21 protein-coding genes, 2 tRNA genes, 1 rRNA gene and 1 pseudogene are annotated in these 24,150 nt (G+C 44.3%); 14 read left to right on the top strand and 11 right to left on the bottom strand.

All coding sequences use genetic code 11. The features are described from left to right. The first annotated feature begins 5 nt into the window (after positions 1-5). From HUB64_RS11120 to HUB64_RS11130, 3 genes are all read left to right on the top strand, one after another. On the top strand, positions 6-449 hold the full coding sequence (locus tag HUB64_RS11120) for a GNAT family N-acetyltransferase (protein WP_173242604.1): 444 nt from the start codon (positions 6-8) through the stop codon (positions 447-449). Positions 450-761: 312 nt separating this feature from the next. Then, positions 762-1,373: a TetR/AcrR family transcriptional regulator gene (locus HUB64_RS11125; RefSeq protein ID WP_173242606.1), complete on the top strand. Its 612-nt coding sequence runs from the start codon at positions 762-764 to the stop codon at positions 1,371-1,373. Continuing rightward, positions 1,364-3,226: an MFS transporter gene (locus HUB64_RS11130; protein ID WP_173242608.1), complete on the top strand. Its 1,863-nt coding sequence runs from the start codon at positions 1,364-1,366 to the stop codon at positions 3,224-3,226. The genes HUB64_RS11125 and HUB64_RS11130 overlap by 10 nt, the downstream gene beginning before the upstream one ends. Positions 3,227-3,304: 78 nt before the next feature. Here the strand turns inward: HUB64_RS11130 and mnmH are convergent, their stop codons facing one another. From mnmH to HUB64_RS11145, 3 genes are all read right to left on the bottom strand, one after another. Beyond that, positions 3,305-4,411, bottom strand: a complete 1,107-nt coding sequence (gene mnmH / locus HUB64_RS11135) for a tRNA 2-selenouridine(34) synthase MnmH (protein WP_173242610.1) — start codon at positions 4,409-4,411, stop codon at positions 3,305-3,307. Then, on the bottom strand, positions 4,411-5,469 hold the full coding sequence (selD, locus tag HUB64_RS11140; protein WP_173497012.1) for a selenide, water dikinase SelD: 1,059 nt from the start codon (positions 5,467-5,469) through the stop codon (positions 4,411-4,413). Before selD ends, mnmH begins: the two co-directional genes overlap by 1 nt. 95 nt (positions 5,470-5,564) lie before the next feature. Continuing rightward, positions 5,565-6,671, bottom strand: a complete 1,107-nt coding sequence (locus HUB64_RS11145; protein WP_173497013.1) for a fatty acid desaturase — start codon at positions 6,669-6,671, stop codon at positions 5,565-5,567. 144 nt (positions 6,672-6,815) lie between these two features. On the opposite strand from HUB64_RS11145, the gene fabR reads away from it, so the two are divergent. Then, positions 6,816-7,430, top strand: coding sequence for an HTH-type transcriptional repressor FabR (gene fabR / locus HUB64_RS11150; RefSeq protein ID WP_105251021.1), 615 nt, complete (start codon positions 6,816-6,818; stop codon positions 7,428-7,430). A 107-nt stretch (positions 7,431-7,537) separates the two neighbouring features. Here the strand turns inward: fabR and trmA are convergent, their stop codons facing one another. After that, the gene (gene trmA, locus HUB64_RS11155) at positions 7,538-8,635 is read right to left on the bottom strand and encodes a tRNA (uridine(54)-C5)-methyltransferase TrmA (protein ID WP_173497014.1); all 1,098 of its coding nucleotides are present in this window, start codon (positions 8,633-8,635) and stop codon (positions 7,538-7,540) included. A gap of 222 nt (positions 8,636-8,857) precedes the next feature. Between trmA and murI the strand changes: the two genes are divergently transcribed. Then, positions 8,858-9,682, top strand: coding sequence for a glutamate racemase (murI, locus tag HUB64_RS11160; RefSeq protein ID WP_173497015.1), 825 nt, complete (start codon positions 8,858-8,860; stop codon positions 9,680-9,682). Between the two features lie 36 nt (positions 9,683-9,718). Here murI and HUB64_RS11165 read toward each other — a convergent pair whose 3' ends face one another. The 6 genes and pseudogenes from HUB64_RS11165 to HUB64_RS23075 all read right to left on the bottom strand — a co-directional run bounded on the left by HUB64_RS11165 (position 9,719) and on the right by HUB64_RS23075 (position 13,715). Next, positions 9,719-10,180, bottom strand: a complete 462-nt coding sequence (locus HUB64_RS11165; protein WP_173497016.1) for an RNA-binding protein — start codon at positions 10,178-10,180, stop codon at positions 9,719-9,721. 872 nt (positions 10,181-11,052) lie between these two features. Then, positions 11,053-11,128 (bottom strand) — tRNA-Ala (locus tag HUB64_RS11170). A 138-nt stretch (positions 11,129-11,266) separates the two neighbouring features. After that, positions 11,267-11,343, bottom strand: a tRNA-Ile gene (locus HUB64_RS11175). Between the two features lie 119 nt (positions 11,344-11,462). Beyond that, a 16S ribosomal RNA gene (locus HUB64_RS11180) occupies positions 11,463-12,631 on the bottom strand. Between the two features lie 14 nt (positions 12,632-12,645). Continuing rightward, positions 12,646-13,404: pseudogene (locus HUB64_RS23395) on the bottom strand (IS3-like element ISSba5 family transposase); the annotation flags it as partial. Beyond that, positions 13,404-13,715 (bottom strand): IS3 family transposase, encoded by a 312-nt coding sequence (locus tag HUB64_RS23075; protein ID WP_006080123.1) that lies wholly within the window; start codon positions 13,713-13,715, stop codon positions 13,404-13,406. The pseudogene HUB64_RS23395 and the gene HUB64_RS23075, both read right to left, overlap by 1 nt. Positions 13,716-14,187: 472 nt before the next feature. On the opposite strand from HUB64_RS23075, the gene HUB64_RS11190 reads away from it, so the two are divergent. The 5 genes from HUB64_RS11190 (at position 14,188) to HUB64_RS11210 (ending at position 17,521) form a co-directional block, all read left to right on the top strand. After that, entirely contained in the window at positions 14,188-14,595 is a 408-nt protein-coding gene (locus HUB64_RS11190) for a hypothetical protein (RefSeq protein ID WP_173246211.1), read from the top strand. 106 nt (positions 14,596-14,701) lie between these two features. Further along, positions 14,702-15,097: a hypothetical protein gene (locus HUB64_RS11195; protein ID WP_173497017.1), complete on the top strand. Its 396-nt coding sequence runs from the start codon at positions 14,702-14,704 to the stop codon at positions 15,095-15,097. 263 nt (positions 15,098-15,360) lie between these two features. Continuing rightward, positions 15,361-15,774: a septal ring lytic transglycosylase RlpA family protein gene (locus HUB64_RS11200; protein ID WP_173246207.1), complete on the top strand. Its 414-nt coding sequence runs from the start codon at positions 15,361-15,363 to the stop codon at positions 15,772-15,774. Positions 15,775-16,049: 275 nt separating this feature from the next. After that, the gene (locus HUB64_RS11205) at positions 16,050-16,907 is read left to right on the top strand and encodes a sulfurtransferase (RefSeq protein WP_105249912.1); all 858 of its coding nucleotides are present in this window, start codon (positions 16,050-16,052) and stop codon (positions 16,905-16,907) included. Between the two features lie 107 nt (positions 16,908-17,014). After that, a complete protein-coding gene (locus HUB64_RS11210) occupies positions 17,015-17,521 on the top strand; it encodes a DUF2937 family protein (protein WP_105249911.1) in 507 nt (168 codons plus the stop codon). Here HUB64_RS11210 and HUB64_RS11215 read toward each other — a convergent pair. Next, positions 17,505-18,812, bottom strand: a complete 1,308-nt coding sequence (locus HUB64_RS11215; RefSeq protein ID WP_105249910.1) for an FAD-binding oxidoreductase — start codon at positions 18,810-18,812, stop codon at positions 17,505-17,507. The two genes, HUB64_RS11210 and HUB64_RS11215, sit on opposite strands and share 17 nt — an antisense overlap. Positions 18,813-19,048: 236 nt before the next feature. On the opposite strand from HUB64_RS11215, the gene HUB64_RS11220 reads away from it, so the two are divergent. The 4 genes from HUB64_RS11220 (at position 19,049) to HUB64_RS11235 (ending at position 24,129) form a co-directional block, all read left to right on the top strand. After that, positions 19,049-19,597 (top strand): cupin domain-containing protein, encoded by a 549-nt coding sequence (locus HUB64_RS11220; protein WP_028760885.1) that lies wholly within the window; start codon positions 19,049-19,051, stop codon positions 19,595-19,597. Positions 19,598-20,309: 712 nt separating this feature from the next. Beyond that, entirely contained in the window at positions 20,310-21,071 is a 762-nt protein-coding gene (locus HUB64_RS11225; RefSeq protein WP_105249909.1) for a gamma-glutamyl-gamma-aminobutyrate hydrolase family protein, read from the top strand. A 2-nt stretch (positions 21,072-21,073) separates the two neighbouring features. After that, the gene (locus HUB64_RS11230) at positions 21,074-22,429 is read left to right on the top strand and encodes a glutamine synthetase family protein (protein WP_105249908.1); all 1,356 of its coding nucleotides are present in this window, start codon (positions 21,074-21,076) and stop codon (positions 22,427-22,429) included. 599 nt (positions 22,430-23,028) lie between these two features. Continuing rightward, positions 23,029-24,129 carry a polyamine ABC transporter substrate-binding protein gene (locus HUB64_RS11235; RefSeq protein WP_028760882.1) on the top strand — a complete coding sequence of 367 codons (1,101 nt, stop codon included), beginning with the start codon at positions 23,029-23,031 and terminating at the stop codon, positions 24,127-24,129. Positions 24,130-24,150 lie beyond the last annotated feature (21 nt).

The following is a 24,150-nucleotide window of genomic DNA, read 5'->3' on the forward strand; positions in this document are numbered from 1 at the left end:
TTCAAATGCAGTCTATACGTCCGGTATTAAAGTCAGAGTTATTCGCGGTTTATCAGCTCGAACAGGCCATTTTTGGTGAGCACAGCTATCCTGATTTCTTCTTCCGTCAGGGATTTGATTGTTGGCCAGAGCAATTTTTAGTGGCCGTGGATGCAGATAATCAGCTACAAGGCTATTTGCTCAGTGCCCAGAGTAGCGATCCTAACTGCATGTGGATATTATCTATCGCAGTGAGTGAAAATGCTCGCGGGAAGGGATTCGGCAAGCGTTTGATGCAACAATGTTTAGCCGAGTTGCCCGTGTCAGTTGAGCGGGTGTGTTTAACCGTTGATCCGAGTAACCCTGCCCATGGCTTATATCAGCATTTAGGTTTCATTGATTCAACTTTTGAAGCCGATTATTTTGGCGCTGGCGCAGATAGGGTTGTGATGACTTATCGCAGGCCTTAAATCGAGCGCTTATCTTTGAACCAAAGATTATCCTCAAATAAAAATCACCTTTGAATTAAGAATGATTTTTAAAAATAATGGACGGTGTGCTGACTGAGTGCGCCGTTTTTTATGTTCTTTTAGGTGATGTCATCCCACGGATCCAGTTCGGCTTGCTGAGGGAATCTAATTCGAGTGCCTATCTTTATCCATCATCCTCAATAATATCCTTCATTATTTACCCTCTCCTGTACGTAAAATAAACTTATTTTGAACGTTGTTTTTTATTTTAACTGCTGTTAGTCTCTTGCTATTCAACAGGGGATGAGACCTATGGCCAGACGAAAAGAACACAGCCATGATGAAATTCGCGCGATGGCAATACAAGCGGCAACTGAGTTACTGATAGATCAAGGTGCCATAGGGCTCAGTTTACGCAAAGTGGCCAGTCAAATTGGTTATGTCCCTAGTACCTTGATTAATATTTTCGGCAGCTACAACTATTTATTACTGGCGGTTTCTGAGTCAACGCTTAGGACTTTGCACGACCGATTGACGGGTGTTCGCGCAGCCGACAGTTTAGGTAAAATTATTGCAATGGCGTGGGAGTATAGTCAATTCGCCCATGAGCAGCGCCAAGCTTTCAAGCTGGTTTTTGAGCTGCAATTACTCGATTCTGAACCCTTGCCTGAATCGCAAGGGCAATTGATAGCGGGGTTATTTACTCTGATTGAGCGTGAATTGGCGCAACTATTTCCCGAGGTTACGCAGACACAGCATCTCAGTATGAGCCGGGTATTATGGGGGGGGATTCATGGGCTGACCTCTCTGTCACTCGATAATAAGCTCTTCGCTGAGTCATTATCACTGCAGGATTTACTCGAGAGTCACGTACAAGCGTATTTACAAGGAATGGGTTACCAGAAGGAACTATCATGCTGCTAACAAAACGTTTTTTACCCTATTTTGCGACTCAGTGCTTAGGCGCATTGAATGACAACATCTATAAAAATGTGTTGCTGCTATTAGTGACCTTTAGCCAAGTGAAAGACCTACCCATAAGCGTCGATATGTTTGTGAACTTGGCGGCTGGGGTGTTCATTTTACCATTTTTCCTCTTTTCGGCCCATGCGGGTGTAGTCGCCGATAATATGGATAAGGCTAAACTTATTCGCCGATTGAAATTACTCGAAGTCATCATCATGTTTAGCGCCGCGATTGCGATTCTGAGTGAGAGCTACATGATGATGTTATTACTGTTATTTTTAACGGGTAGCCAGTCAGCATACTTCGGTCCGGTTAAATATTCCTTGTTACCCCAAGCGTTGAAAGAGGACGAGTTAGTCACAGGCAACGCTTGGGTTGAAATGGGCACTTTTCTCTCTATTCTGGTGGGCACTTTGAGTGCGGGGATCTTGGTTTCTGATGAAAACGGTACGCTTTGGTCGGCGATTACTGTTGCTGTATTAGCCTTTGCAGGATATTTATCGAGCCGAGCGATTCCTGCATTACCCCCGCAGGGCGTCATTGAAAAAATACGTTTCAGGCCGTTATCGGGCACTTGGCGTAGCATCAAAAAAGCCCGTCAAACGCCTTCAATCTGGATGGCTATCCTCGCTATCAGTTGGTTTTGGTTTTTAGGTGCGACCTATCTGACTCAGTTTCCTAACTTTGCTAAGCTGCATTTGCATTCTGGTGCGACTGTGGTGTCATTATTATTAGGCATGTTTTCCATCGGGATTGCTGTTGGCTCCTTCGTTTGTGAACGTTTCTCCTACGGCCATGTGGAACTCGGTTTGCTGCCATTTGGGGTATTGGGATTAACTATCTTTGGTGTCGATTTGCTTTGGGCTATTCCACCTGCGCCAGTGGATGCTGGTTTTGTCTATGGATTAAAGGTCTTTATTGGCGAGTCGCAACATTATCGGGTGATGCTGGATTTCTTTATGATCGGCGTTAGCGGTGGCTTGTTTATCGTCCCCCTGTATGCGTTTATTCAATCTCGTTCGCCTAAGGGCGAATGTGCTCAGGCGATTGCTGCCAATAACATTATGAACTCATTGTTTATGGTGGTTTCGGCACTGTTATCTATGCTGTTTCTGGGCGTTGCAGGTTGGACTATTCCACAGTTATTTCTGCTACTCGCCGTGATGAATGCTGTAGTCGCGCTCTATGTTTATTCACAAGTACCAGAATTTACACAACGATTTATCAGTTACTTACTCAGTCATGTCATGTATCGAGTGACAGTCACAGGCCGAGAGAAAATTCCAAAGGAAGGGGCTGGCATCATAGTCTGTAACCATGTGAGTTATGTGGATGCATTGATTATTATGGGAGCGTCGACACGGCCAATCCGCTTTGTGATGGATAAATCCATCAGCGAAATTCCTCTGTTGAAGTATTTGTTCCGCCACGCTGGTGTGATCCCTATCTGTTCGCCTAAGCAAAGTGAAGAGACCTATAATCGTGCCTTCGAGGCGATTCATGAAGCGCTCGTCAATGACGAGTTGGTATGTATTTTCCCTGAGGGTCGACTCACACCTGACGGTGAACTTGGCGATTTTCGTCCCGGAATTGATAAGATTTTGGCCAGAGATCCTGTGCCAGTCATTCCTATGGCATTGCACGGATTATGGGGTTCTTACTTTAGTCACAAGGGCGGACATGCCTTGGCTAAAATGCCCAAGCGTTTTTGGTCAAGGGTGTCGGTGGATTTAACGGATGCCGTCGATGGTAAGCTTGCGAATAAGGAATCTTTGAGAGTCCAAGTGGCGAGCCTGCTGGGCAATTCATAAATTCGTTAAGGTATGAAATAAAGTGAAGTGATAACCGCGAAGCAAATGTTCGCGGTTATTTTATTTTAGGGTGGCGATTTATCGTGTTTGATAGCTATCCAGCCACTCATGCATCGCTTGGTGCGAACCTTTAAAGAGTACACGTTCAGACTTTTTCTGTAATTGGTATTGATACATAGGATCGTAATACTTGTGCAATAACAGGTTTATCCAGACTAAGTGCAGCGAAGTATCATTCTGACTGATTTGTTGATCGAGGGCTTGTTGCATCAAATCTTGCAGTTCTTGATGTTGTTTTCCGCCTAGACGTTTGCGAATGCTCACTAAACTCTGTAATAGATATTCACTGAAAGCCGCAAAACCTGCTTCCGGCCCTAGGCGCTCACAGAAGCCGCTATACATTTTATGCACATATTCATAGCGTAAGCGTTCGAGCCTCGCATCATCCGACTCTTCTAGCACTAAAACATTAGCGGCTTGCATGGCATTGTAAAATGTCTGCGGCAGCGCCGAACGCCCAATCAGGAAGCTTTCATCTTCGAGCAGTAAACACGCCGTGCCACTTGTTTGGTGCTGTAGCAAGGCAATGGCGAGTTGATTTTCAAAGTTAATCTGCGTTGGCTGTGGGTCGATATTCTTTCCAAAACTAGAGCCTCTGTGATTAGCGATTCCTTCAAGATCAACCGCTTCTTTACGCTGTAGTAGAAAATCGGTTTTACCGCAGCCCGTCATCCCGCTCAAACTCAATAACGGCTGTTGAGTCGGTGCCGCTTCAATCACGCCAATCAGATATTGGCGCATGGCCTTATAGCCACCCTGAATATAAGGGACTTCGATACCCGCTTCTTTAAGCCATTGCTGAGTGAGTTGCGAGCGCAGGCCGCCGCGAAAGCAATAAAGGTAAGCATTAGGATTGGCTTTAACATAGCTAGCCCAAGCCTCGATTCTCTGTTGCTTGATGGAACCATTCACCAGTGAGTGGCCTAGTGCAATCGCGGCTTGCTGACCAAATTGCTTATAACAAGTACCGACTTTTTCCCTTTCACTATCCAGCATCAAGGGTAAGTTGGTCGAGTTGGGAAACGCGCCCCGAGTGAACTCTATGGGCGCTCGCACATCCATCATCGGATGTTGATTGAGAAAGATCTCCCTATATTGCTCTGCGGCTATAATAGCGCTTGGCATCAGCACAACACCACATTCGCTGCAGTGGTCGGTGTTTCCAGTGACCCAATGCAGATTGGGGTTATGTGGTTCGCATCGAGTAGGGCGATTAATTCCGCTTCAGCTGCGGCCGAGACGGCAACTAACAGACCACCGCTGGTTTGCGGATCGCACAGTATCGCTTTTTGATGCTCGCTGAGTTCAGGGAGATGCTCGCCATAACTGTCGTAATTACGGTGAGTTCCGCCAGGAACACAACCTAAGGCCAAATAATCTAAAGCGCGTGGTAACAATGGCACTGCATCAAATTTAAGCTTCGCAGTGAGGTTGGCGCCTTGGCATATTTCGAGTAAGTGTCCCGCCAGTCCAAAACCTGTGACATCGGTCAGGGCATTTACACCGCTAATTTTTGCAATGGTCGCGCCTATAGTATTGAGTTGACACATGGCATTGACCGCAATGAGACTATCTTCATCGCGGAGTTTTTTCTGTTTTTGCGCTGTGGTTAAAATACCAATGCCGATAGGTTTAGTGAGATATAAACGATCGCCGGCTTTAGCAGTATCATTCTGTTTTAAATCACTTAAGGCAATTTGCCCGGTAACCGCGAGACCAAAAATAGGTTCGGGTGCGTCTATGCTATGACCACCGGCTAGCATGATCCCCGCTTCCATGCAGGCTTGTCTGCCGCCATCGACCACTTGCTGTGCGATTTCTGCGGGTAGTTTATTGATTGGCCAACCTAAAATTGCAATCGCCATAATAGGCGTGCCGCCCATGGCATAAATATCGCTAATCGCATTGGTCGCTGCGATACGACCGAAGGTGAATGGATCGTCAACAATTGGCATAAAAAAATCGGTAGTGCTAATGATGCCTATGTCATCATTGAGTTTGTACACTGCAGCATCGTCGCGGCTCTGATTGCCAACCAGCAGATTTGGATCGGTAAATACAGGTAATTGCGAGGCTAAGATAGTGCTGAGCACTTTAGGGGATATTTTGCAGCCACAACCTGCGCCATGACTATATTCTGTTAGCTTGATTGATTCTGGGAGTGTAACTGGGGAATCTGACATGATCTCAACAGCCTATTTAAGTGATTAAGGCATCATCATAATCAGATACGGCCACCATGCAAGGTGGCCGTATGACTTTCGGGCAGAATTGTGGCTTAGCTATAAGTTGCGGTCAGGCTGCGCCAATGTTTTTGCTGGACTAAGAAACGCGCCTTTAGCTCTTCAACTTGTTGCAATAGTTGCTTATCGACAAGTTGTTTACGCTTGGCCTCAAGCAAGGTTTTCTGTGCTTGATAGTAATCCATTAAGTGCAGCTTTAATAACTCATACTCTGCTTGGATTTTTTCAATAATTTCATCAGCATTAGGCAGGTTATTAACCTTCCGCTTGGTACGTAATAACTGCATTTGTAAGCGTGCGCTCTCTATACGTTCCTGTGGACTCGTACGCAAATCCTTAGCTAAACCTAACCAAGATAATGACTTAATCAACCATTTGGTCGGATCGTAGTGCCACCATTTAATGCCATTACGATAGTCATTTTCGAAAATATGATGGAAATTATGATAACCCTCACCGTAGGTCAACATGGCCAAGAAGCCATTATCGCGGGCGGTATTCTTATCGGTATAAGGCTGGCTGCCCCACACGTGGGCTAAAGAGTTGATAAAGAAAGTGCAGTGATGCACCACCACTAAACGCAGTAAACCCGCCATCAATAACATAGACAGCACGTCGCCATTGAGCCAGCCAAGCAGTGCTGGCAGTCCAATGTTCATCAGCAAAACGAGTGCGAGGTAATGTTTGTGTTGCCACATGACAATACGGTCATTTTGCAGATCACGCACATTTTGATAATCATGATAGCGTTGCGACTGATACTCACGCAGCATCCAACCGATATGGCTGTACCAGAATCCCATTTTGGCTGAGTACGGGTCCTTGTCGTTATCATCTACGTGTTTGTGGTGAACTCTGTGATCAGATGCCCAGTGCAATGCACTGTTTTGTAATGCTAAAGCACCACCAAGGGCATATATAAAACGCACCGCCGGATGGGCTTTATAGGCCTTGTGTGACCAGAGTCTGTGATAACCTGCGGTGATTGACAGGCCACTGGCAAAGGCTAAAACAATAAAAGCGATCCATTCACTGGCACCATAGCCATGAACAATACCGCGCCATGGAACTAAAATTACCGCACTGAGGAAAGTGATGGCAAACAGACTGACATTAAGCCAGATGATAGGGGGTTTTTTCATTATAGGTTTCCAAAATTCGCTTTTGAGCGTACATCTGTAAGCTAATTTAGCTTAGCTATATTGTTTGGTCAAGGACGATGGGGCTGTGTTTAATGCCTAAAAGCGGTATTATCGCGTTATTACATTCAGTTAGCGGATTTAAGAATGGGTATTCGAGCACAGCAAAAAGAGAAAACTCGCAGAGCTTTAGTCGATGCGGCCTTTAATCAGCTAAGTGCTGAGCGCAGTTTCTCAAGTCTGAGTTTGCGAGAGGTTGCTCGGGAAGCTAATATCGCGCCGACATCTTTTTATCGCCATTTTAAAGATATGAACGAACTTGGCCTTACTATGGTGGATGAGGGCGGGTTAACCCTAAGGCAGATGATGCGTAAAGGCCGTCAGCGAGCTGAAGTGGGTGGCAGTGTGATCCGTATTTCCGTTGATACCTTTATGGAAGTGCTTGATTCGAATCCAAACGTATTCCGTATTTTATTGCATGAACGCTCTGGAACCTCGGCAGCATTCCGTGCGGCAGTTGCCCGCGAAATTGAACATTTTATTTCTGAATTGGCTCATTATACCGAAGCCAAAGCGGGTCGAACCCCCTTGCTAGCCCGTGCACAGGCTGAAGCGTTAGTGACACTGGTGTTTAATGCTGGCGCTTCCGCATTAGATATGAAACGGGCTGACCGCAAAATTCTTGCCGATCAATTAGTCATGCAATTGCGCATGGTCGCCAAAGGCGCCGAGGCTTTGCAGCATAAGGTTGAACACCGCTAATCTGAGTGAGATGCAGATTTACTAAAATAATGGAGCCTAAGGCTCCATTATTTTTAGCGAATTTACGTTGAAGTGTTATGCAGTCGAGCTCAGTTTATCTGAAGTGATTAACGACGCTCGAGTAGTACACCCGTTTCCATGTGATCTGTATAAGGGAACTGATCAAACAAGGCAAAGCGGGTCACCTTATGGGTTTCGTTCAGTTGTTGCAGGTTATCTTTTAAGGTTTCTGGGTTGCAGGATATATACAAAATCCGCTCATAACCTTGGACTAGCGCCAGCGTATCAGGATCAATCCCCGCGCGTGGTGGGTCGACAAAAATGGTGTTGCAAACATAGCTGTCAAGATCGATACCTTCTAAACGTCTAAAGCTGCGTTTCTTCGCCATGGCATCGCTAAAGTCTTCGGCTGACATACGAATAATCTGCAGATTATCAATACCATTCACTTCGATATTGTATTGCGCCGCATCGACTGAAGGCTTAGCGAGTTCGGTGGCCAATACGCGATTAAAGTTTTGCGCCAGTGCGATAGAGAAGTTGCCATTACCACAGTAGAGCTCGAGTAAATTCCCCTTACTGTTTTGAGTCGCATCGATAGCCCACTCCAACATTTTTACGGAAACTTTGGCATTGGGTTGAGTAAAGCTGTTCTCGATTTGCTTATATAAGAAGGTGTTATCATTTACTTGTAATGACTCAACCACAAAGTCTTTATCTAAATCGATTTTTTGCTTACGGGCACGGCCGATGATGTTGACGTTAAACTGGCTACTTAACTTGGCTTTCAGTGCAGCCGCATCGGCGCGCCATTGGTCATCAAGCTGCCTGTGATAAAGCAAAGACACTAAAATCTCGCCGCTTAAAGTCGACAAAAAATCCACTTGGAACAATTTGTGCCTTAGACTCGGATTCGGTTTCAGCTCGGCGATTAAGGCCGACATCATTTGATTGATGAGTACGCTAGCTGGTAAGTATTGATCGCAACGTACTTTCTCATTCAATACTTTATCGAACATGTAATAGTATAAGTCGTCACCATCATGCCACATGCGGAATTCGGCGCGCATACGGTAGTTAGCTGGCTCTGAGGCAAAAACTTCAACACTCGGTGTTTCAAATTGGGCAAAGGCTTGTTCTAGCTTGATACGCTTGTGTTCTAACTGCGCATCATAAGTCTGAGGGTCCATTGCTGCTAAGTTCATTGTTTGATTCACCGTTGCTGTAAATTGGGGCGCAAATATTATACTAGGTGACACGAATGTCCAGTATCTTGCTTTTGCTGTTTTCGCAAAGCTATGGGAAAATCCGCGCACTTGAATGTGGTTCTATGGTATTTGGCTGGATTCCGCCAGTAAAGCAGCCATCGAATCGTTAATGCGTCCAATCTATATAGTTTATTTATATATCCGAAACTGGAGATTCGCTTGTCGCGACCTATATTAGTGTTTGATTCTGGGATTGGTGGCCTATCTGTTCTGGCTGAAATCCGTAAGAGTTTACCCCATAGCGACTATTGCTATCTTTTCGACAACGCTAGGTTGCCCTATGGAGAGTTGGAAGAGCAGGTATTAATTTCTGGCTGTGTCGAATTAGTATGCGATCTCGTGGCTCGTACCAATGCAATGATAGTGGTCGTTGCCTGCAATACCGCAAGTACTGTTGTGTTACCGGCATTACGTGCACATCTTACTGTCCCTGTCGTAGGTGTTGTCCCCGCCATTAAACCCGCCGCTCTAATGTCTAAGAGTAAACGTATTGGACTCTTGGCTACACCTGGCACAGTTAAGCGTCATTATACCCATGAACTCATCAGCCAATTTGCTGATGATTGCCATGTCGAACTCTTTGGTTGTTCTGAATTAGTGATGATGGCAGAACAAAAAGTGGCGACTGGAATGTTGGATATGCATAGATTGGCACAGTTACTGGCACCAGTCGTTGCCGCACAATTGGATGTTCTCGTACTAGGTTGCACTCATTTCCCTATGATCAAAGCTGAATTACAACAAGTGCTCGGTGCGGGCGTAAAACTAATGGATTCTGGCGCTGCTATTGCTAAGCGAGTTGTCACTCTTTTAACGCAACAGAATCTTATTTTGGAAGAGCACAGAGTAACAGATGAGAGAGAAGCAGTAAGGGAGTCAGTGATGCAAGCTTTCTATACTAAGATGGGAATCAGCGAAGGGTTAACAACAACATTAATTGATTGTGGCTTTTCAACTATCGAACGAATCACCACAACCAACTAAATTACAAAATAAAGCAAAACAGTTTAAGCGGTAATGCTACTCGTCTGTCCCTGTACGGTCGGCAGCTTCCGAATCTTGTGTTTTTGCTTCTCTTACTTTTAAGGTTCTTTCTTGGAAACTATAGTCATTCAGTTTAACCATGGCTTTCTGAGCGCCTGATTCTGACATCTCCACAAAACCAAAACCTTTACGACGACCCGTTTTACGATCTCTGACTAAACGTACAGAGTTTACTGGGCCAAATTCGCCAAATAGTACTTTTACTTCACCCTCATGAACACGATAAGGCAGGTTACCTACATATAAGGTCATTGTAGGGCCAACATATTGTTCTTCTGAAGCATGAGATGATGAAGTCTCTGGAACAAATTTAAAAATAAGACTTGCAATGATAGCGCCAGCGACAAAAGCAATAGCTGATAATGGCGTTGCGAACTGAGATAGTGCTACTGCGCCAATAATGGCGACAATCAAGACAATAAGAAATGACTTTTGCATAAGAATGCTCTCTGATGAATGGGAAATTGATAAATAACTGTTAACAGCAAGTATATGGTAATGAATTATTTACTTTTACACTAGACCATTGCTGAAATATTGAGCGTGAATTATCAATTATTAGATAAAAAACCTTACTTATCTCCGATAAATAGAGCTTATAAGCTAAAAAATGGACATAACGTTTAAAATATCGACGTGCGATTCAATGATCGATAAAAAGCCCTTGCGGACTTTCTCAATCTCCCTATAATGCGCATCCACTGACACGGCAGACAGCGTAACGCAAGTTAAGCAAAGAAAGCCAAGCAGTTCATCGGTTAGCAAGCTAAACGATGAGTGTTGAGAAAGTTGAAAAAACTACTTGACGCACTAACGGGAATGCGTAAAATACGCAGCCCTGACCCGCTGAAAACTCAGTGTGTGGTCAACGCTCTTTAACAATTTATCAAGCAAATCTGTGTGGACACTCACAGGTGTTGAGTTAATCGAAACTGCTTAACCTTCGGGTTGGCAGTCAAAAATTTAAATCAATGTAACAATGAGTGTTCATAGTAATATGTACAGTTTGTTTCTTTAGTTAGAAACAAAAAATCAGAATTCATTGAGCCGCTGAAGTCGCAAGACGGAAGCAACAAAACTTTAATTGAAGAGTTTGATCATGGCTCAGATTGAACGCTGGCGGCAGGNCGCATTAAACGTTTTGTAATTAATCACATGACAGACTCATGCAATTAAATACTATCAGCTTTCCAAATTGTTAAAGAGCGGGCTTAAAAAAGCCAAAGATAATTTTTAAGTTTATCTTTGGCATCTCTATCCATAGTGCATATGCCTTATTACTTTGCAATAAAGTCAGAATAAGGTGTAAATGGTGGAGCTATGCGGGATCGAACCGCAGACCTCCTGCGTGCAAGGCAGGCGCTCTCCCAGCTGAGCTATAGCCCCATTTACATGCAGTGCGAGTAAGTAAGATGTTCCAAACCTCTAAAAGGATTGGTTTGCCAAATCGAGTTATCCGCGGCAAATTAACGCGACGTTTAGTTCACTAAACGAGTGTTAATTTAACAAAGGATAACGAAGATTTGGTGGGTCAGAGTGGACTTGAACCACCGACCTCACCCTTATCAGGGGTGCGCTCTAACCAGCTGAGCTACAGACCCATCTTTTACTCTTTCTTCTATCAAGCAAATCTGTGTGAACACTCAAAAGGTACACGGATGTACCGAATGTCGAAAATGCAGGAGCATTTTTCGACCAAACATTAAGTTAGTCGTATAGGTAAGGAGGTGATCCAGCCCCAGGTTCCCCTAGGGCTACCTTGTTACGACTTCACCCCAGTCATGAACCACAAAGTGGTGAGCGCCCCCCCGAAGGTTAAGCTACCCACTTCTTTTGCAGCCCACTCCCATGGTGTGACGGGCGGTGTGTACAAGGCCCGGGAACGTATTCACCGTGGCATTCTGATCCACGATTACTAGCGATTCCGACTTCATGGAGTCGAGTTGCAGACTCCAATCCGGACTACGACGAGCTTTGTGAGATTAGCTCCACCTCGCGGCTTTGCAACCCTCTGTACTCGCCATTGTAGCACGTGTGTAGCCCTACTCGTAAGGGCCATGATGACTTGACGTCGTCCCCACCTTCCTCCGGTTTATCACCGGCAGTCTCCCTAGAGTTCCCACCATTACGTGCTGGCAAATAAGGATAGGGGTTGCGCTCGTTGCGGGACTTAACCCAACATTTCACAACACGAGCTGACGACAGCCATGCAGCACCTGTCTCACGGTTCCCGAAGGCACTAAGCTATCTCTAGCGAATTCCGTGGATGTCAAGAGTAGGTAAGGTTCTTCGCGTTGCATCGAATTAAACCACATGCTCCACCGCTTGTGCGGGCCCCCGTCAATTCATTTGAGTTTTAACCTTGCGGCCGTACTCCCCAGGCGGTCTACTTAATGCGTTAGCTTGAGAGCCCAGTGTTCAAGACACCAAACTCCGAGTAGACATCGTTTACGGCGTGGACTACCAGGGTATCTAATCCTGTTTGCTCCCCACGCTTTCGTGCATGAGCGTCAGTCTTTGTCCAGGAGGCCGCCTTCGCCACCGGTATTCCTCCAGATCTCTACGCATTTCACCGCTACACCTGGAATTCTACCCCCCTCTACAAGACTCTAGTTCGCCAGTTCGAAATGCTATTCCTAGGTTGAGCCCAGGGCTTTCACATCTCGCTTAACAAACCGCCTGCGCACGCTTTACGCCCAGTAATTCCGATTAACGCTCGGACCCTCCGTATTACCGCGGCTGCTGGCACGGAGTTAGCCGGTCCTTCTTCTGTAGGTAACGTCACANTGTAGTGGTCAAGTAAAATTGGCCACGGTTTTAGAGTCATTCCAATATAAACGTTCTGACTCATTTGGCGTTAACCCACCATTATATTGATGGGGTCTGGTCTCACTGTAATATCCAGTGATGTAATTTGTGATCTCTTTATCTGCTTCTGTAAAATTCCCATAACCACTGGCAGGTATCCACTCAGATTTCAAACTTCTAAAGAAACGCTCCATTGGTGCGTTATCCCAACAATTCCCGCGGCGACTCATACTTTGCTCAATCTGAAGACGCCATATTAATTGTCTGAATTTCAAGCTTGTGTAATGCGAACCTTGATCGCTGTGATATATCACATTCTCAGGCTTACCCCTTAACTCAAATGCCATTTTCAAAGCTTTACAGGTCAGCGCACTATCTGGTGATAATGACAAAGCCCATCCAACAGGTTTGCGGGAAAATAAGTCTAAAACAACGGCTAGATAGGCCCAGCGATTACCGACCCAAACATACGTCACGTCGCCACACCACACTTGATCTGGTTGAGTTACTGCAAACTGTCGATTAAGCGTATTGGGGATTGCAACATGCTCTTGTGTCGCTTTCCTATAAGAATGCTTAGGCTGCTGACAGCTTAATAACCCAAGTTTTTTCATTAGATTACGGGCTCGATAACGACTGAGACCAATCCCTTTGTTAGTCACTAATTGCGCTATCGTTCGCGCACCGGCAGAGCCATGACTAATACGATGTGCGGCCTTCACTTCACTGCATAAAATAGTAAAGTCTGTATCAATATGTTCTTTTCTTTTTAGCCAATACTTATAGCTACTTCGATGCACTTTGAATGCATTACAAATTGTGAGAATAGAGTGGCTCTGCTTGAGTGCGCTGATTAGCGTAAATTGTTCATCGAGTCTGACATCAAGAGAGCGGTAGCCTTTTTTAGGATAAGATTGTGCTCCTCAAGACGAGCTATTTGCTTCTTCAGCTCACGGATTTCAATTTGTTCAGGGGTAATCGGAGATGCTTTTGGTGTGCCACCCTGGCGTTCTAGTTTTAACTGTCTCACCCATTTATCCATAGTGGACTTACCTACGTTCATCGCCTTTGCAGCTTCGATGATGCTATGGTTTTTATCGAGGACTAATTGGGCTGCTTCAAGTTTGAATTCAGCACTAAATGTTTTTCTGGTTGTCGATCTCATGTTTTCACCTAAAGTCATCTACGAGGTAATAATATCACCTCTATTTAGGTGGCCAAAATTAGTGTGCCACTACAGAAGGAGCCGCTTTCGCTCAATACTAAAACCTCTTTTCATATTACATGGAAAGAGGTTTTTTATTTTTTGTAGCTCAAGGCGTCCCCATTTTTCTAAGCCATATTTCACTTGTAAAATCTGCATCTGTTACCGTAAATAAAATGTTACCGTCTTGATTCGTAATGTTGTTGCTCATTTATACCCGATAGAATATTGACTTTAAACACTCCCATTAATATCTCAATTTACTTCCATTCTTATCTGCTTCATAAATATCGTAAGTTATCGCTTATAAATTTGTGGCTTTCAAACATTACCATTAATGAATTTAGTCATAGTGTAGTGGCATAGTGTGAAAAGTGTTGTAAGTTATTTGTGATATTATAGGGTGCTTAGAGTATTGAATAAGAAGGCAAGTATGCACAATGTAGAAGAGTTTGGGGCAATTGTCAGTAAAGCTCTAGATAGTTACAAATCCGATTTTATGGAACTTGTTAGGGAATATGCGATTTCTTGTAAAAATCAAGGTGAGGCATATTGCGATTTTTTTGTCGACATCGCCTCTATGATGAATGGCGCATGGCTTTTAACTGCAGTATGTGAATTTGAGTATGTTTATGAATTTAAAGCCTTTAATTGGTATTGGTTATTGAATGTTGATATAGACAATATGCCAGAAGATGATTTGTTCTCCCTACAAAATAAGCTATATGAAATCGGTTATATTTGGTTGGTGGAGCAATTAATTTCCTCTAAAAAAGAAATAAAATGTATCGAAATTAGGTTGTTTCATAATGGCAGCAATGAATACCAATCTTTGGCATAATTAGCTTCTAACAGAGCTAAACGACATCAGTCACTGGGCTCATTGGATAGAATTTTTTGTGTGTGGTTATGTCATACCGTTGGTAGTATTTACCTCTAGGGCAAGTATGAAGAACTTTATTAGCAAAGATCTAGATATTGAAGAGTTTAAAAAAAGATTCGATAACATCAGAGAAAGTTTTATAAATTCTCTAAAAACAGCAAGTAAAGGTTATCGAAATGTAAGGTTCTTCGCTTGTGATGAAAGTGGAGTCCCCATTAAATGGGTATGGGATGATGAAACGTTCACACATAACTGGGAAGAGGGCACTCTTGAAGACGCTATTCAGTTTGCCCGTCACATGATAAATAGTGGAATGTATTTTGCGTTTATGGGTTGTTTGTCTGGTTCCTGTGATCTTGATATTTGGCTGACCACTTTTGAAAACCCCATAAAGAAACCTACATGGCCAAGTGGTAAAGAACCCAAATTTGAGATTATCCATGAAGTGTTAACTCGTTAGGGCTTTGTTTACCGATCTAAATTAGGAAACAAAGCCTCGTTATGACTGCATATTTTATCTCAAAGTAAGAGCATTCACCTGTAAATACGTGATTTTAGCGCGCAACTGCTGTAGCCTCGTGGAAATTTATTGTTTCTTATTTTGATCTTTTAGGATGCAGGTCTTGAGCTTTGCCATCTAAGGTTGTTCGTTAATTTCCCAGTGATTTTTTGCTGAGCCAATCACTCGTCAGCAAAGCGTTCACTCATTAGAGAGGGTGTCATGTGAATGCACTTCAAAACCCAATTAGGCAGTTCAATGTCGTCAAACTAGCTGTACTGGCATTACTAAGCTTTTTGGCCGGTTGTTCTTCAATGCAGACGGGTGAGAATGGAAACTGGGTGGGATTCACGGAAGCTGGTCAGGCTTCATTTTATGGGGATAAACATCAGAATAAGCAGACGGCCAGCGGTGAACTTTACAAACATAAATTAAAGACAGCAGCGCATAAAAAGTTACCCTTTGGCTCGAGTGTTAAGGTCACCAATGTCGATAATGGCAAAAGTGTGATTGTGAAAATTAATGATAGAGGGCCTTTCGTGCGTGGCCGCATTATTGATCTGTCTAAATCGGCGTTCAGTAGCATAGGCAACACTTCCTCTGGTTTGATTGACGTGAAAATAGAAGTGATTAAGTAGCGGCTATTTTGAAAACGGCTATCTTGAACACGGCCATATCGAAAAGGTCGTTTTGAAAGCTGCATCTTAAAAATGAGCAGTTTGAAAGCACTCTCTTCAAAACACGGCTTCGACGTAATCTAATGATTGAATGCACTAATAATTGAGCACATAAAATTGAGTCGACGCTTTTAAATAAAATCTCAAAGCAGACAATTTGTTAAGCCGATATTTGGGCTTTACGGCATTTGGTGAGAGACTAGCGGCAGACTTGGATAACAGTAAAAGGACCCGCTATGGAATACCCACTTGTTAGTACGCAGTGGCTCGAAGCACACCTCACCGATCCCCATTTAGTCTTGCTCGATGCCAGTATGGAAACCGTTATTGGTAAAGAACCCTTAGTTTACGATGAGCCTATTTGCATTCCGCGCTCACGTCGATTCGACTTGGAAAATGTGTTTTGCGATAAGACTTCAACCCAAATTCATGCCTTGCCGACGTTTGAGCAATTCAGCCAAGGGATAGCCCAACTTGGGATTGAGGTCGACAGTGTTATTGTTATCTATGATAACCAAGGCATTTATTCATCTCCACGGGCGTGGTGGACCTTTAAAGTCATGGGCTTTAATCGAGTCTATGTACTTGATGGTGGCTTGCCTCAGTGGATTGAAGAAGACCGCATTACCTCATCGCGTTATCAAGCCGAAGGCGTCGATTATGGCCCGACGGATATTGATACTTTTGCGGATGTGCTGCAATACCACCCCGAGCGGGTGATGGATGCTGAGGCCGTGTTATCACGTATTGAAGATGCCGGAACGGCGATTGTCGATGCCCGTGGTGCGCCACGCTTTTTAGGGAAAGTGAGTGAGCCGCGTCCCGGTGTGCGCTCTGGGCATATTCCTTGCTCGGTTAATTTACCCTTCGCTCAAGTGCTCGATGGTAATAAAATCAAAACGGTCAGTGAGCTACAGTCTATTTATCAAGGGCTAGCAGCGGATAAATCCGCAAGGATATTCAGCTGTGGTTCTGGGATTACGGCGTGTATTTTGATCTTAGCTTCGGTTGCAGCGGGGCATAAAAATCCTATCCTCTATGACGGTTCATGGGCGGATTGGGGCAGCCGTAACGATCTGCCGATAGAGTGTTAATTGAGTATCACCATTGAAATTAGTGCTGTAGATTAATTAAGTTAGCGTGGTTTTGTTGAACATCATGTGACTTTTACGTCGTTTGGCGAAATGCCAAGGAGAAACCTTTGATAGCGAGATTGATCGATAAGTTGGTATTTGGATTTATTTTAGTGATTGCCTTACAGTTACCACAACTGGCTGATCATTATCAGCAATTTTTATCAGGCCTTTATGAATCGACTCGATGGCAGGTAGAAGGTTACGAGGCAACGGCTAAGGAATATCATTACGCCGATGTTGATGCCATGATTGCCAGCCACCAGCAAAATGAGGAGCCAAGTGTGCGTGCCGACGCTGAGCAAAAGGTACAGACACTGGCGCTTTATAAAGCGTTAACACAGGGCGTGGCGATCTTTAATACGGGCAATTTGTTTGAGAAAACTGCCTATATGTTTAACCCTGTTCGCTTTGATTATCTTGAGAAAACCATCAGTAACTTTAAGCCAGGGATACCTTTAACTTCTAGTGGTATTGGCTTTGGCGTCTTGGTGGCTTTAGTCGTGCATTATCTTGGGTCTATCCCTTTTATCCTGTGGGCAAGGCGTAACAAGCGACTTAAAACAAGTCCTTAAATCTGTGATACAGCATGCCTGCAGCGAGCATAGGTGAGCGGAACGTCGGGCCGCCGGGGAAGGTGATGTGTTTGATTTTAGCAAACACATCGAAATGTCCCGCCTGTTGGCAAATGGCCTCGGCAAGCAGTTTTGCCGCCATGTGAGTGGCATTCACGCCGTGTCCCGCATAGGCTTGGGCGTAAAAAATATTATTTGCATCGGGAAGGCGACCAATTTGTGGCATACGGTTAGCACCGATACCTATCATGCCACCCCATTCATAATCGATACGCACGCCTTTTAACTGCGGGAACACCTTCTCAAGATTCGGTCTCAGTGCCGCTTCAATATCCTTGGGATCTTTACCCGAATAGGTACAAAGGCCGCCAAATAGCAAACGACGATCTGCCGATAAGTGAAAGTAATCTAGGGCAATTCGCATATCTGCGAAGGCCATGTTTTGCGGGATAATACTCGCGCATTGGGCCTCAGTTAAGGGCTCTGTTGCCAATAAATAACTGCCTGCAGGTAATACTTTCCCCCCTACAAAGCTATTAAGTTTGTGGCCAATATAGGCATTGCCCGCCAGCACTAAGTATTGGCATGTGACTTCGCCCTTAGCGGTAATGACCTTAGGTTTGGCGCCTTGAATGATTTTTTCAGCAGCGCTGTACTCAAACAACCTAGCGCCGAGATTGCGGGCGACGCGAGCTTCACCGAGGGCAAGATTAAGTGGGTGTAGATGACCGCTACCCATATCAACTAGCGCGCCTTGATAAAAGTCTGAGCCTATGACTTCACCTAATTGCGCCTTAGTTAACAGCTTGATTTCTTGCTGATAACCTATGGCTTTGAGTGCGCTAAATTCTTCTTCAAGCTCATCCATGTGACGAGGTTTAACCGCTAAGTCGCAGTAACCCATTTGCAGATCGCAGTCGATACTGTGTTCTTGTATGCGATTTCGCACTATCTCGACGGCTTCAAAGCCCATCTGTTGAATTGCTTGAACACCTTCAATGCCGATTTCACTTTGAAATTGTGCAGGGTCATGGCCTATGCCGCGAATGAGTTCGCCGCCATTACGCCCCGATGCGCCCCAGCCAATTCGCCTCGCTTCTAACAGCACGACACTCATACCGCGCTGCGCGAGTTCTATGGCGGTATTGATACCGCTAAAGCCGCCGCCCACGATACAGACATCGGCATTGATATTGCCTTCGAGTTGTGGGTAAGCGTAAATTTCTTTAGCAGTATCAACATAATAAGAGTGTGGATACTGTTCACTGTGCACTGGAGGTTTGCTTGCCATTATGGCTCCCCAAAATTGTTTTTATTGTAAATTGGACTTGTCTCAGTATACTCATCACACTTTTAACATGACGCAAAAAAGTGTTCGTTTTATTTAACACGCTTTTTATGTAGAATACAATGAAAGCAGTAAAACACGCGCTTTTTGGGCGAAAATGTGTTCTGGATGGTGTTTATCCTGAACAACCTGTTCGTCATCTATCGGGATTGACCCGAGCCTTTAGGGGGATGTGAAATTTGGATATTGGAGCCAGCCTCAAAACTGTTCGAAAAATGAAAGGCTTATCTCAACGAGAATTAGCCAAACGTGCTGGTGTGACTAACAGTACGATTTCAATGATCGAGAAAAACAGTGTTAGCCCGTCAGTCAGCTCTTTAAAAAAAGTGCTGTCGGGTATCCCGATGTCTTTAGTGGACTTTTTCTCCATTGAAGCCTCAACGGATAGTGAGCAAAAGGTCGTCTATCGATCCAATGAATTACTGAATATCGGTACTGGGCCACTTGAATTTAAACTGATTGGCCGTGATTACCCGAACCGTGCAATGTCAGTGATGAATGAGATTTACCCACCCGGTTCAGATACGGGTGAAGAGATGCTAAAGCACGAAGGTGAAGAGGCCGCTATGGTGATAGAAGGTAAATTCGAACTCACTGTTGGGGATGAAGTGTATATTTTGGAAGCGGGTGACAGTTATTATTTTAACAGTGAATTACCCCATAGATTCCGCAATCCCTTCGATGAACCTTGTCGCCTTGTGAGTGCGACTACGCCTGCAAACTTCTAATTAAGTCATTAACTTACCCTATTATTCAACATATTAGGCCACTTATTAGCTAAAAGTGAGTGGCGTAATACTGTTATTCAACATTCCTGCGTATTTATACCAATCACATTAAATATCTAATCAGTTCAGAGCCTCACAGGCATTTCAATCCAAGGCGCATTGACGCAGAAATGGTCATTCCCTTTTAAGTCAATGCAACACGGGAGTGGGATGCCTGTGAGGCTCCCGAAGGGCGGCTGATGTTTACTACATGGCAACGCACTTTATACTGCGTTTAAGGCTTTCGACAGAGCACCACTATGCCTTAAGCCTTCGCCTTGTCTAAAGCGCGTTGAACTCCCGCTGAATGAACAGATATTTAATACGATTGGTATTACCTACTTTCTAACCCTGTCATATTGGTTATATATCCTCTTCTTTGTGTAAATAATATTGGTTCAAATTTGGTTCGAATACGGTTTAATTTACCCTGTAAAAAGTGAGCTTTATGCTGGTGTAACCGCTGGTTTATATACATGAATTAGCGAGAAATGGGGTAAATATACATTTAACTACATGTTATCTATGCTTATTAAGAATAAGTGGATTAAATAACCTTTAACAAGTGTTTAACCTCTTGCCTAGTGCTAAATTTCGGTGTACTGTGTGAAAAAATGAACATTTAAAGGCAAAGTGTTCGTTATGCTAGTAAAATCTATTCTAAAGGTGAGATATGTCAGCCGATTTACCCCTCATAGGTGTTATTGCATGCAATCAACAATTGGGATCACACCCCTTTAATATTGTTGGTGAAAAATACCTTTTAGGCGTAGTTAATGGCGCTAAAGGCTGGCCGTTAGTGATCCCATCTTTAGGTGGCGATTTACCGATAGACGCTATTTTAGAGCGTCTTGATGGTATTTTGTTTACTGGCTCTCCTTCTAATGTAGAACCCCATCTTTATGCAGGCCAGCCGAGTGAGCTTGGTACACACCATGATCCTAAACGTGACGCGACAACTTTGCCGCTGATCCACGCTGCTATTGCTGCTGGGGTACCTGTATTAGGTATTTGTCGCGGTTTTCAAGAAATGAATGTGGCTTTTGGTGGCAGTTTGCATCAGAAGCTCCATGAGGTGGGTGGCTTTATTGAACATCGAGAAGATAAAACCGCATCCTTAGATGTGCAGTATGGGGCTTCTCACAGTATTACTGTTGAGCCCGGGGGGCTTATTTACGAGGCCTGGGGCCGTAACTCTGCAGAGATTAACTCTGTACATACTCAAGGCGTGGAGCGCCTGGGTGTTGGGTTGCGGCCAGAAGCTTATGCTCCAGATGGGTTAGTGGAGGCTTTCTCCGTAATTGGTACTAAAGAATTTGCCCTCGGTGTGCAATGGCATCCAGAGTGGAAGGTGAGCGAGAATCCGTTTTACCTCTCCATTTTCAATGCCTTCGGTGATGCATGCCGACGTAGGGCTACAACTCGAGTGAAATAATAATGAATAAGCTAATCGCTTTTTTAAAAGAACGAAAAATCACAGAAGTCGAATGTGTTATCAGTGACATGACTGGCATCGCCCGCGGCAAGATTGCTCCAGTCGATAAGTTTCTCGATGAAAAAGGCATGCGTTTGCCCGAAAGTGTGTTGTTGCAAACTGTGACCGGTGATTTTGTCGACGAAGAGATTTACTACAGTTTGCTCGATCCCGCCGACATCGATTTTGTTTGTGTACCCGATGAAAATGCCGTCTTTATGTTGCCTTGGACCATCGAAGCCACGGCACAGGTTATCCACGATTGCTACGACAGAATGGGTAATCCGATTGAGCTGTCACCACGTAACGTGTTGAAAAAAGTCTTGTCTCTCTATGACGAACAGGGCTGGGAACCTGTTATCGCTCCCGAAATGGAGTTCTATTTGACTCGTCGTAGTGACGACCACGATTTACCCTTAAAGCCTCCAATTGGTCGTTCAGGTCGCCCCGAAGCGGGTCGCCAGTCATTCTCTATTGATGCTGCCAACGAATACGATCCTATGTTTGAAGACATGTACGATTGGTGTGAGCTTCAAGGTTTAGATATCGATACTTTAATCCATGAAGATGGTCCCGCACAGATGGAGATTAACTTCAGTCATGGCAACGCATTATCTTTAGCTGATCAAGTGTTTATCTTTAAGCGCACTTTACGGGAAGCCGCGCTGAAGCACGATGTTTGCGCCACTTTTATGGCAAAACCCGTGACGGATGAGCCTGGCAGTGCGATGCATATTCATCAAAGCGTGATCAATAAAGAGACGGGCAAGAATATTTTCACCAATGAAGATGGTACTAAGAGCAAGCTATTCTTGGGATATATTGCAGGCCTACAAAAATTCATTCCTGAGTTGCTGCCACTGATGGCGCCAAATGCGAACTCGTTTCGTCGTTTCCTCCCCGGCACTTCGGCACCTGTAAACTTAGAATGGGGCGATGAAAACCGTACCTGTGGTTTACGCATTCCAGAATCTTCACCACAAAACCGTCGCATTGAAAACCGCATTCCCGGCGCCGATGCTAACTGTTATTTGGCGATTGCCGCGAGCTTGTTGTGTGGCTATATCGGCATGGTTGAGTCGCTAAAACCTTCGACTCCTGTGCAAGGTAAAGCCAATGAAAGCCGTAGCAATAATACCCATTGTTTACCGCTGACATTAGAGGAAGCATTAGCGGCGATGGAAGAAAGTGATGCCTGTAAGCAATATTTAGGCGAATCCTTCACCACTGGATTTGTTGCGGTAAAACAGGCTGAACTTGAAAACTTCCGCCGTGTTGTCAGCTCATGGGAACGTGAATTCCTATTACTCACTGTGTAATGTTTTGGATTGATTGCACTGACCGTGTTGCCGCGTTAACCCAAGGAATAAGGGGTTAACGTTGGCCATAACGATACTGATGCGTGCACTGTTTTAGTGAGGTTGCACTTAACTGGTGCAACTCGCTTGTTAAATAATATGATGGTTTTTAATGGTTTGTCCGTTAAAGTGAATATTCAATTCCATCGCTTGTCTGCTAGGGAAATAAAATAGGTTTAACAATTTTAGGTTGTTCGCTTACTAGCGTTACTAACTAATTGTTAGTCATATTTAAAATGTGTTTATCTAAGTGTTTTTTTGCGATTGCTTAGGGACTTGAGGCATTTGCCTTAATGTTGCAAAATGTACAAGCAGTGTCATATTTAGTCTGTTTTTTTGAGTGTTAATGCAATGCCGATGCCTCGAAAATTTGGCACGAAACCTGATACTTAACAAATTGCAGCAAGATATAAAGTAGGCATGGTTATCATGCCGTAGAGACTGCCGATGCGGTTTTTAAGGTGTAGCATTGGTCGAAAATAACAACAATATCCGGGCAGCCCGGTGACACAATGTCAGAATTTGCTTAAGCAGTTCTGCTACCCGAGAAAGGAGAAAGCATGAAGCTATTTAATAAGATGACCACATTAGCGCTGGTGACTGCGAGCGTATTTGCGAGCGCAGTGGCCCAAGCGGAAGAAGTGGTTCGCGTGTATAACTGGTCAGATTATATCGCGGAAGATACCTTAGAAAACTTCAAGAAAGAAACGAGCATTAGGGTAATTTACGATGTATTTGATAGTAACGAAGTGCTTGAGGCTAAATTACTGTCTGGTCGTAGTGGCTACGATATCGTTGTACCTTCTAACCACTTTCTCGCTAAGCAAATCAAAGCGGGTGCTTTCAAACCTTTAGACCGTGCTAAGTTACCTAATTTTAAAAATTTAAATCCAGCCCTGATGAAGTTGCTTGAAAAAGCCGATCCGGGTAACCAATATGCCGTGCCTTATTTATGGGGAACCAATGGCATTGGTTACAACATAGATAAAGTGAAAGCCGCTGTGGGGGAAGATGCGCCATTTAACTCAATGGAACTGATCTTCAATCCTAAATACGCTGAAAAAATTTCTAAGTGTGGCTTTGCTATGTTGGACTCTGCCGACGACATGGTGCCACAGGCGATGATTTATTTAGGCTTAGATCCTAACAGCACTAAGGCTGAAGACTATGAAAAAGCGGGTGAGTTACTGGAAAAAATTCGTCCTTATGTGACGTATTTCCATTCTTCACGTTATATTTCTGACTTAGCAAACGGTGACATCTGTGTCGCTTACGGTTTCTCCGGTGACGTATTCCAAGCGAAGGCCCGTGCTGAAGAAGCAAAAAATGGCAATAAGATCGGCTACTCTATTCCAAAAGAAGGTGCCAATCTGTGGTTCGATATGTTAGCTATCCCTGCTGATTCAACGAACGTCGATAATGCACTGACGCTGATTAACTATTTCCTTCGTCCAGAAGTCATAGCCCCTATCTCTAACTATGTGGCCTATGCTAACCCCAACGATCCCGCTCAACCTCTGGTTGATGAGGCTATCCGTACCGATCCTGCGATCTATCCACCACAAGAAGTGTTAGACAAACTTTATATCGGTGAAATTCGTCCTTTGAAAATTCAGCGCGTATTAACCCGTGTTTGGACCAAAGTGAAGTCAGGACAATAGTCGATAGGGGGCAAGCCTAGC

It is taken from the genome of Shewanella sp. ISTPL2 (assembly GCF_013283205.1).
GTDB lineage: Bacteria > Pseudomonadota > Gammaproteobacteria > Enterobacterales > Shewanellaceae > Shewanella > Shewanella oncorhynchi.

Coding starts and splice junctions, on each gene's coding strand:
- HUB64_RS11120 (WP_173242604.1), top strand. CDS start 6: ATGCAGTCTATACGTCCGGTATTAAAGTCAGAGTTATTCGCGGTTTAT.
- HUB64_RS11125 (WP_173242606.1), top strand. CDS start 762: ATGGCCAGACGAAAAGAACACAGCCATGATGAAATTCGCGCGATGGCA.
- HUB64_RS11130 (WP_173242608.1), top strand. CDS start 1,364: ATGCTGCTAACAAAACGTTTTTTACCCTATTTTGCGACTCAGTGCTTA.
- mnmH (WP_173242610.1), bottom strand. CDS start 4,411: ATGCCAAGCGCTATTATAGCCGCAGAGCAATATAGGGAGATCTTTCTC.
- selD (WP_173497012.1), bottom strand. CDS start 5,469: ATGTCAGATTCCCCAGTTACACTCCCAGAATCAATCAAGCTAACAGAA.
- HUB64_RS11145 (WP_173497013.1), bottom strand. CDS start 6,671: ATGAAAAAACCCCCTATCATCTGGCTTAATGTCAGTCTGTTTGCCATC.
- fabR (WP_105251021.1), top strand. CDS start 6,816: ATGGGTATTCGAGCACAGCAAAAAGAGAAAACTCGCAGAGCTTTAGTC.
- trmA (WP_173497014.1), bottom strand. CDS start 8,635: ATGAACTTAGCAGCAATGGACCCTCAGACTTATGATGCGCAGTTAGAA.
- HUB64_RS11165 (WP_173497016.1), bottom strand. CDS start 10,180: ATGCAAAAGTCATTTCTTATTGTCTTGATTGTCGCCATTATTGGCGCA.
- HUB64_RS23075 (WP_006080123.1), bottom strand. CDS start 13,715: ATGAGATCGACAACCAGAAAAACATTTAGTGCTGAATTCAAACTTGAA.
- HUB64_RS11190 (WP_173246211.1), top strand. CDS start 14,188: ATGCACAATGTAGAAGAGTTTGGGGCAATTGTCAGTAAAGCTCTAGAT.
- HUB64_RS11195 (WP_173497017.1), top strand. CDS start 14,702: ATGAAGAACTTTATTAGCAAAGATCTAGATATTGAAGAGTTTAAAAAA.
- HUB64_RS11205 (WP_105249912.1), top strand. CDS start 16,050: ATGGAATACCCACTTGTTAGTACGCAGTGGCTCGAAGCACACCTCACC.
- HUB64_RS11215 (WP_105249910.1), bottom strand. CDS start 18,812: ATGGCAAGCAAACCTCCAGTGCACAGTGAACAGTATCCACACTCTTAT.
- HUB64_RS11225 (WP_105249909.1), top strand. CDS start 20,310: ATGTCAGCCGATTTACCCCTCATAGGTGTTATTGCATGCAATCAACAA.
- HUB64_RS11230 (WP_105249908.1), top strand. CDS start 21,074: ATGAATAAGCTAATCGCTTTTTTAAAAGAACGAAAAATCACAGAAGTC.
- HUB64_RS11235 (WP_028760882.1), top strand. CDS start 23,029: ATGAAGCTATTTAATAAGATGACCACATTAGCGCTGGTGACTGCGAGC.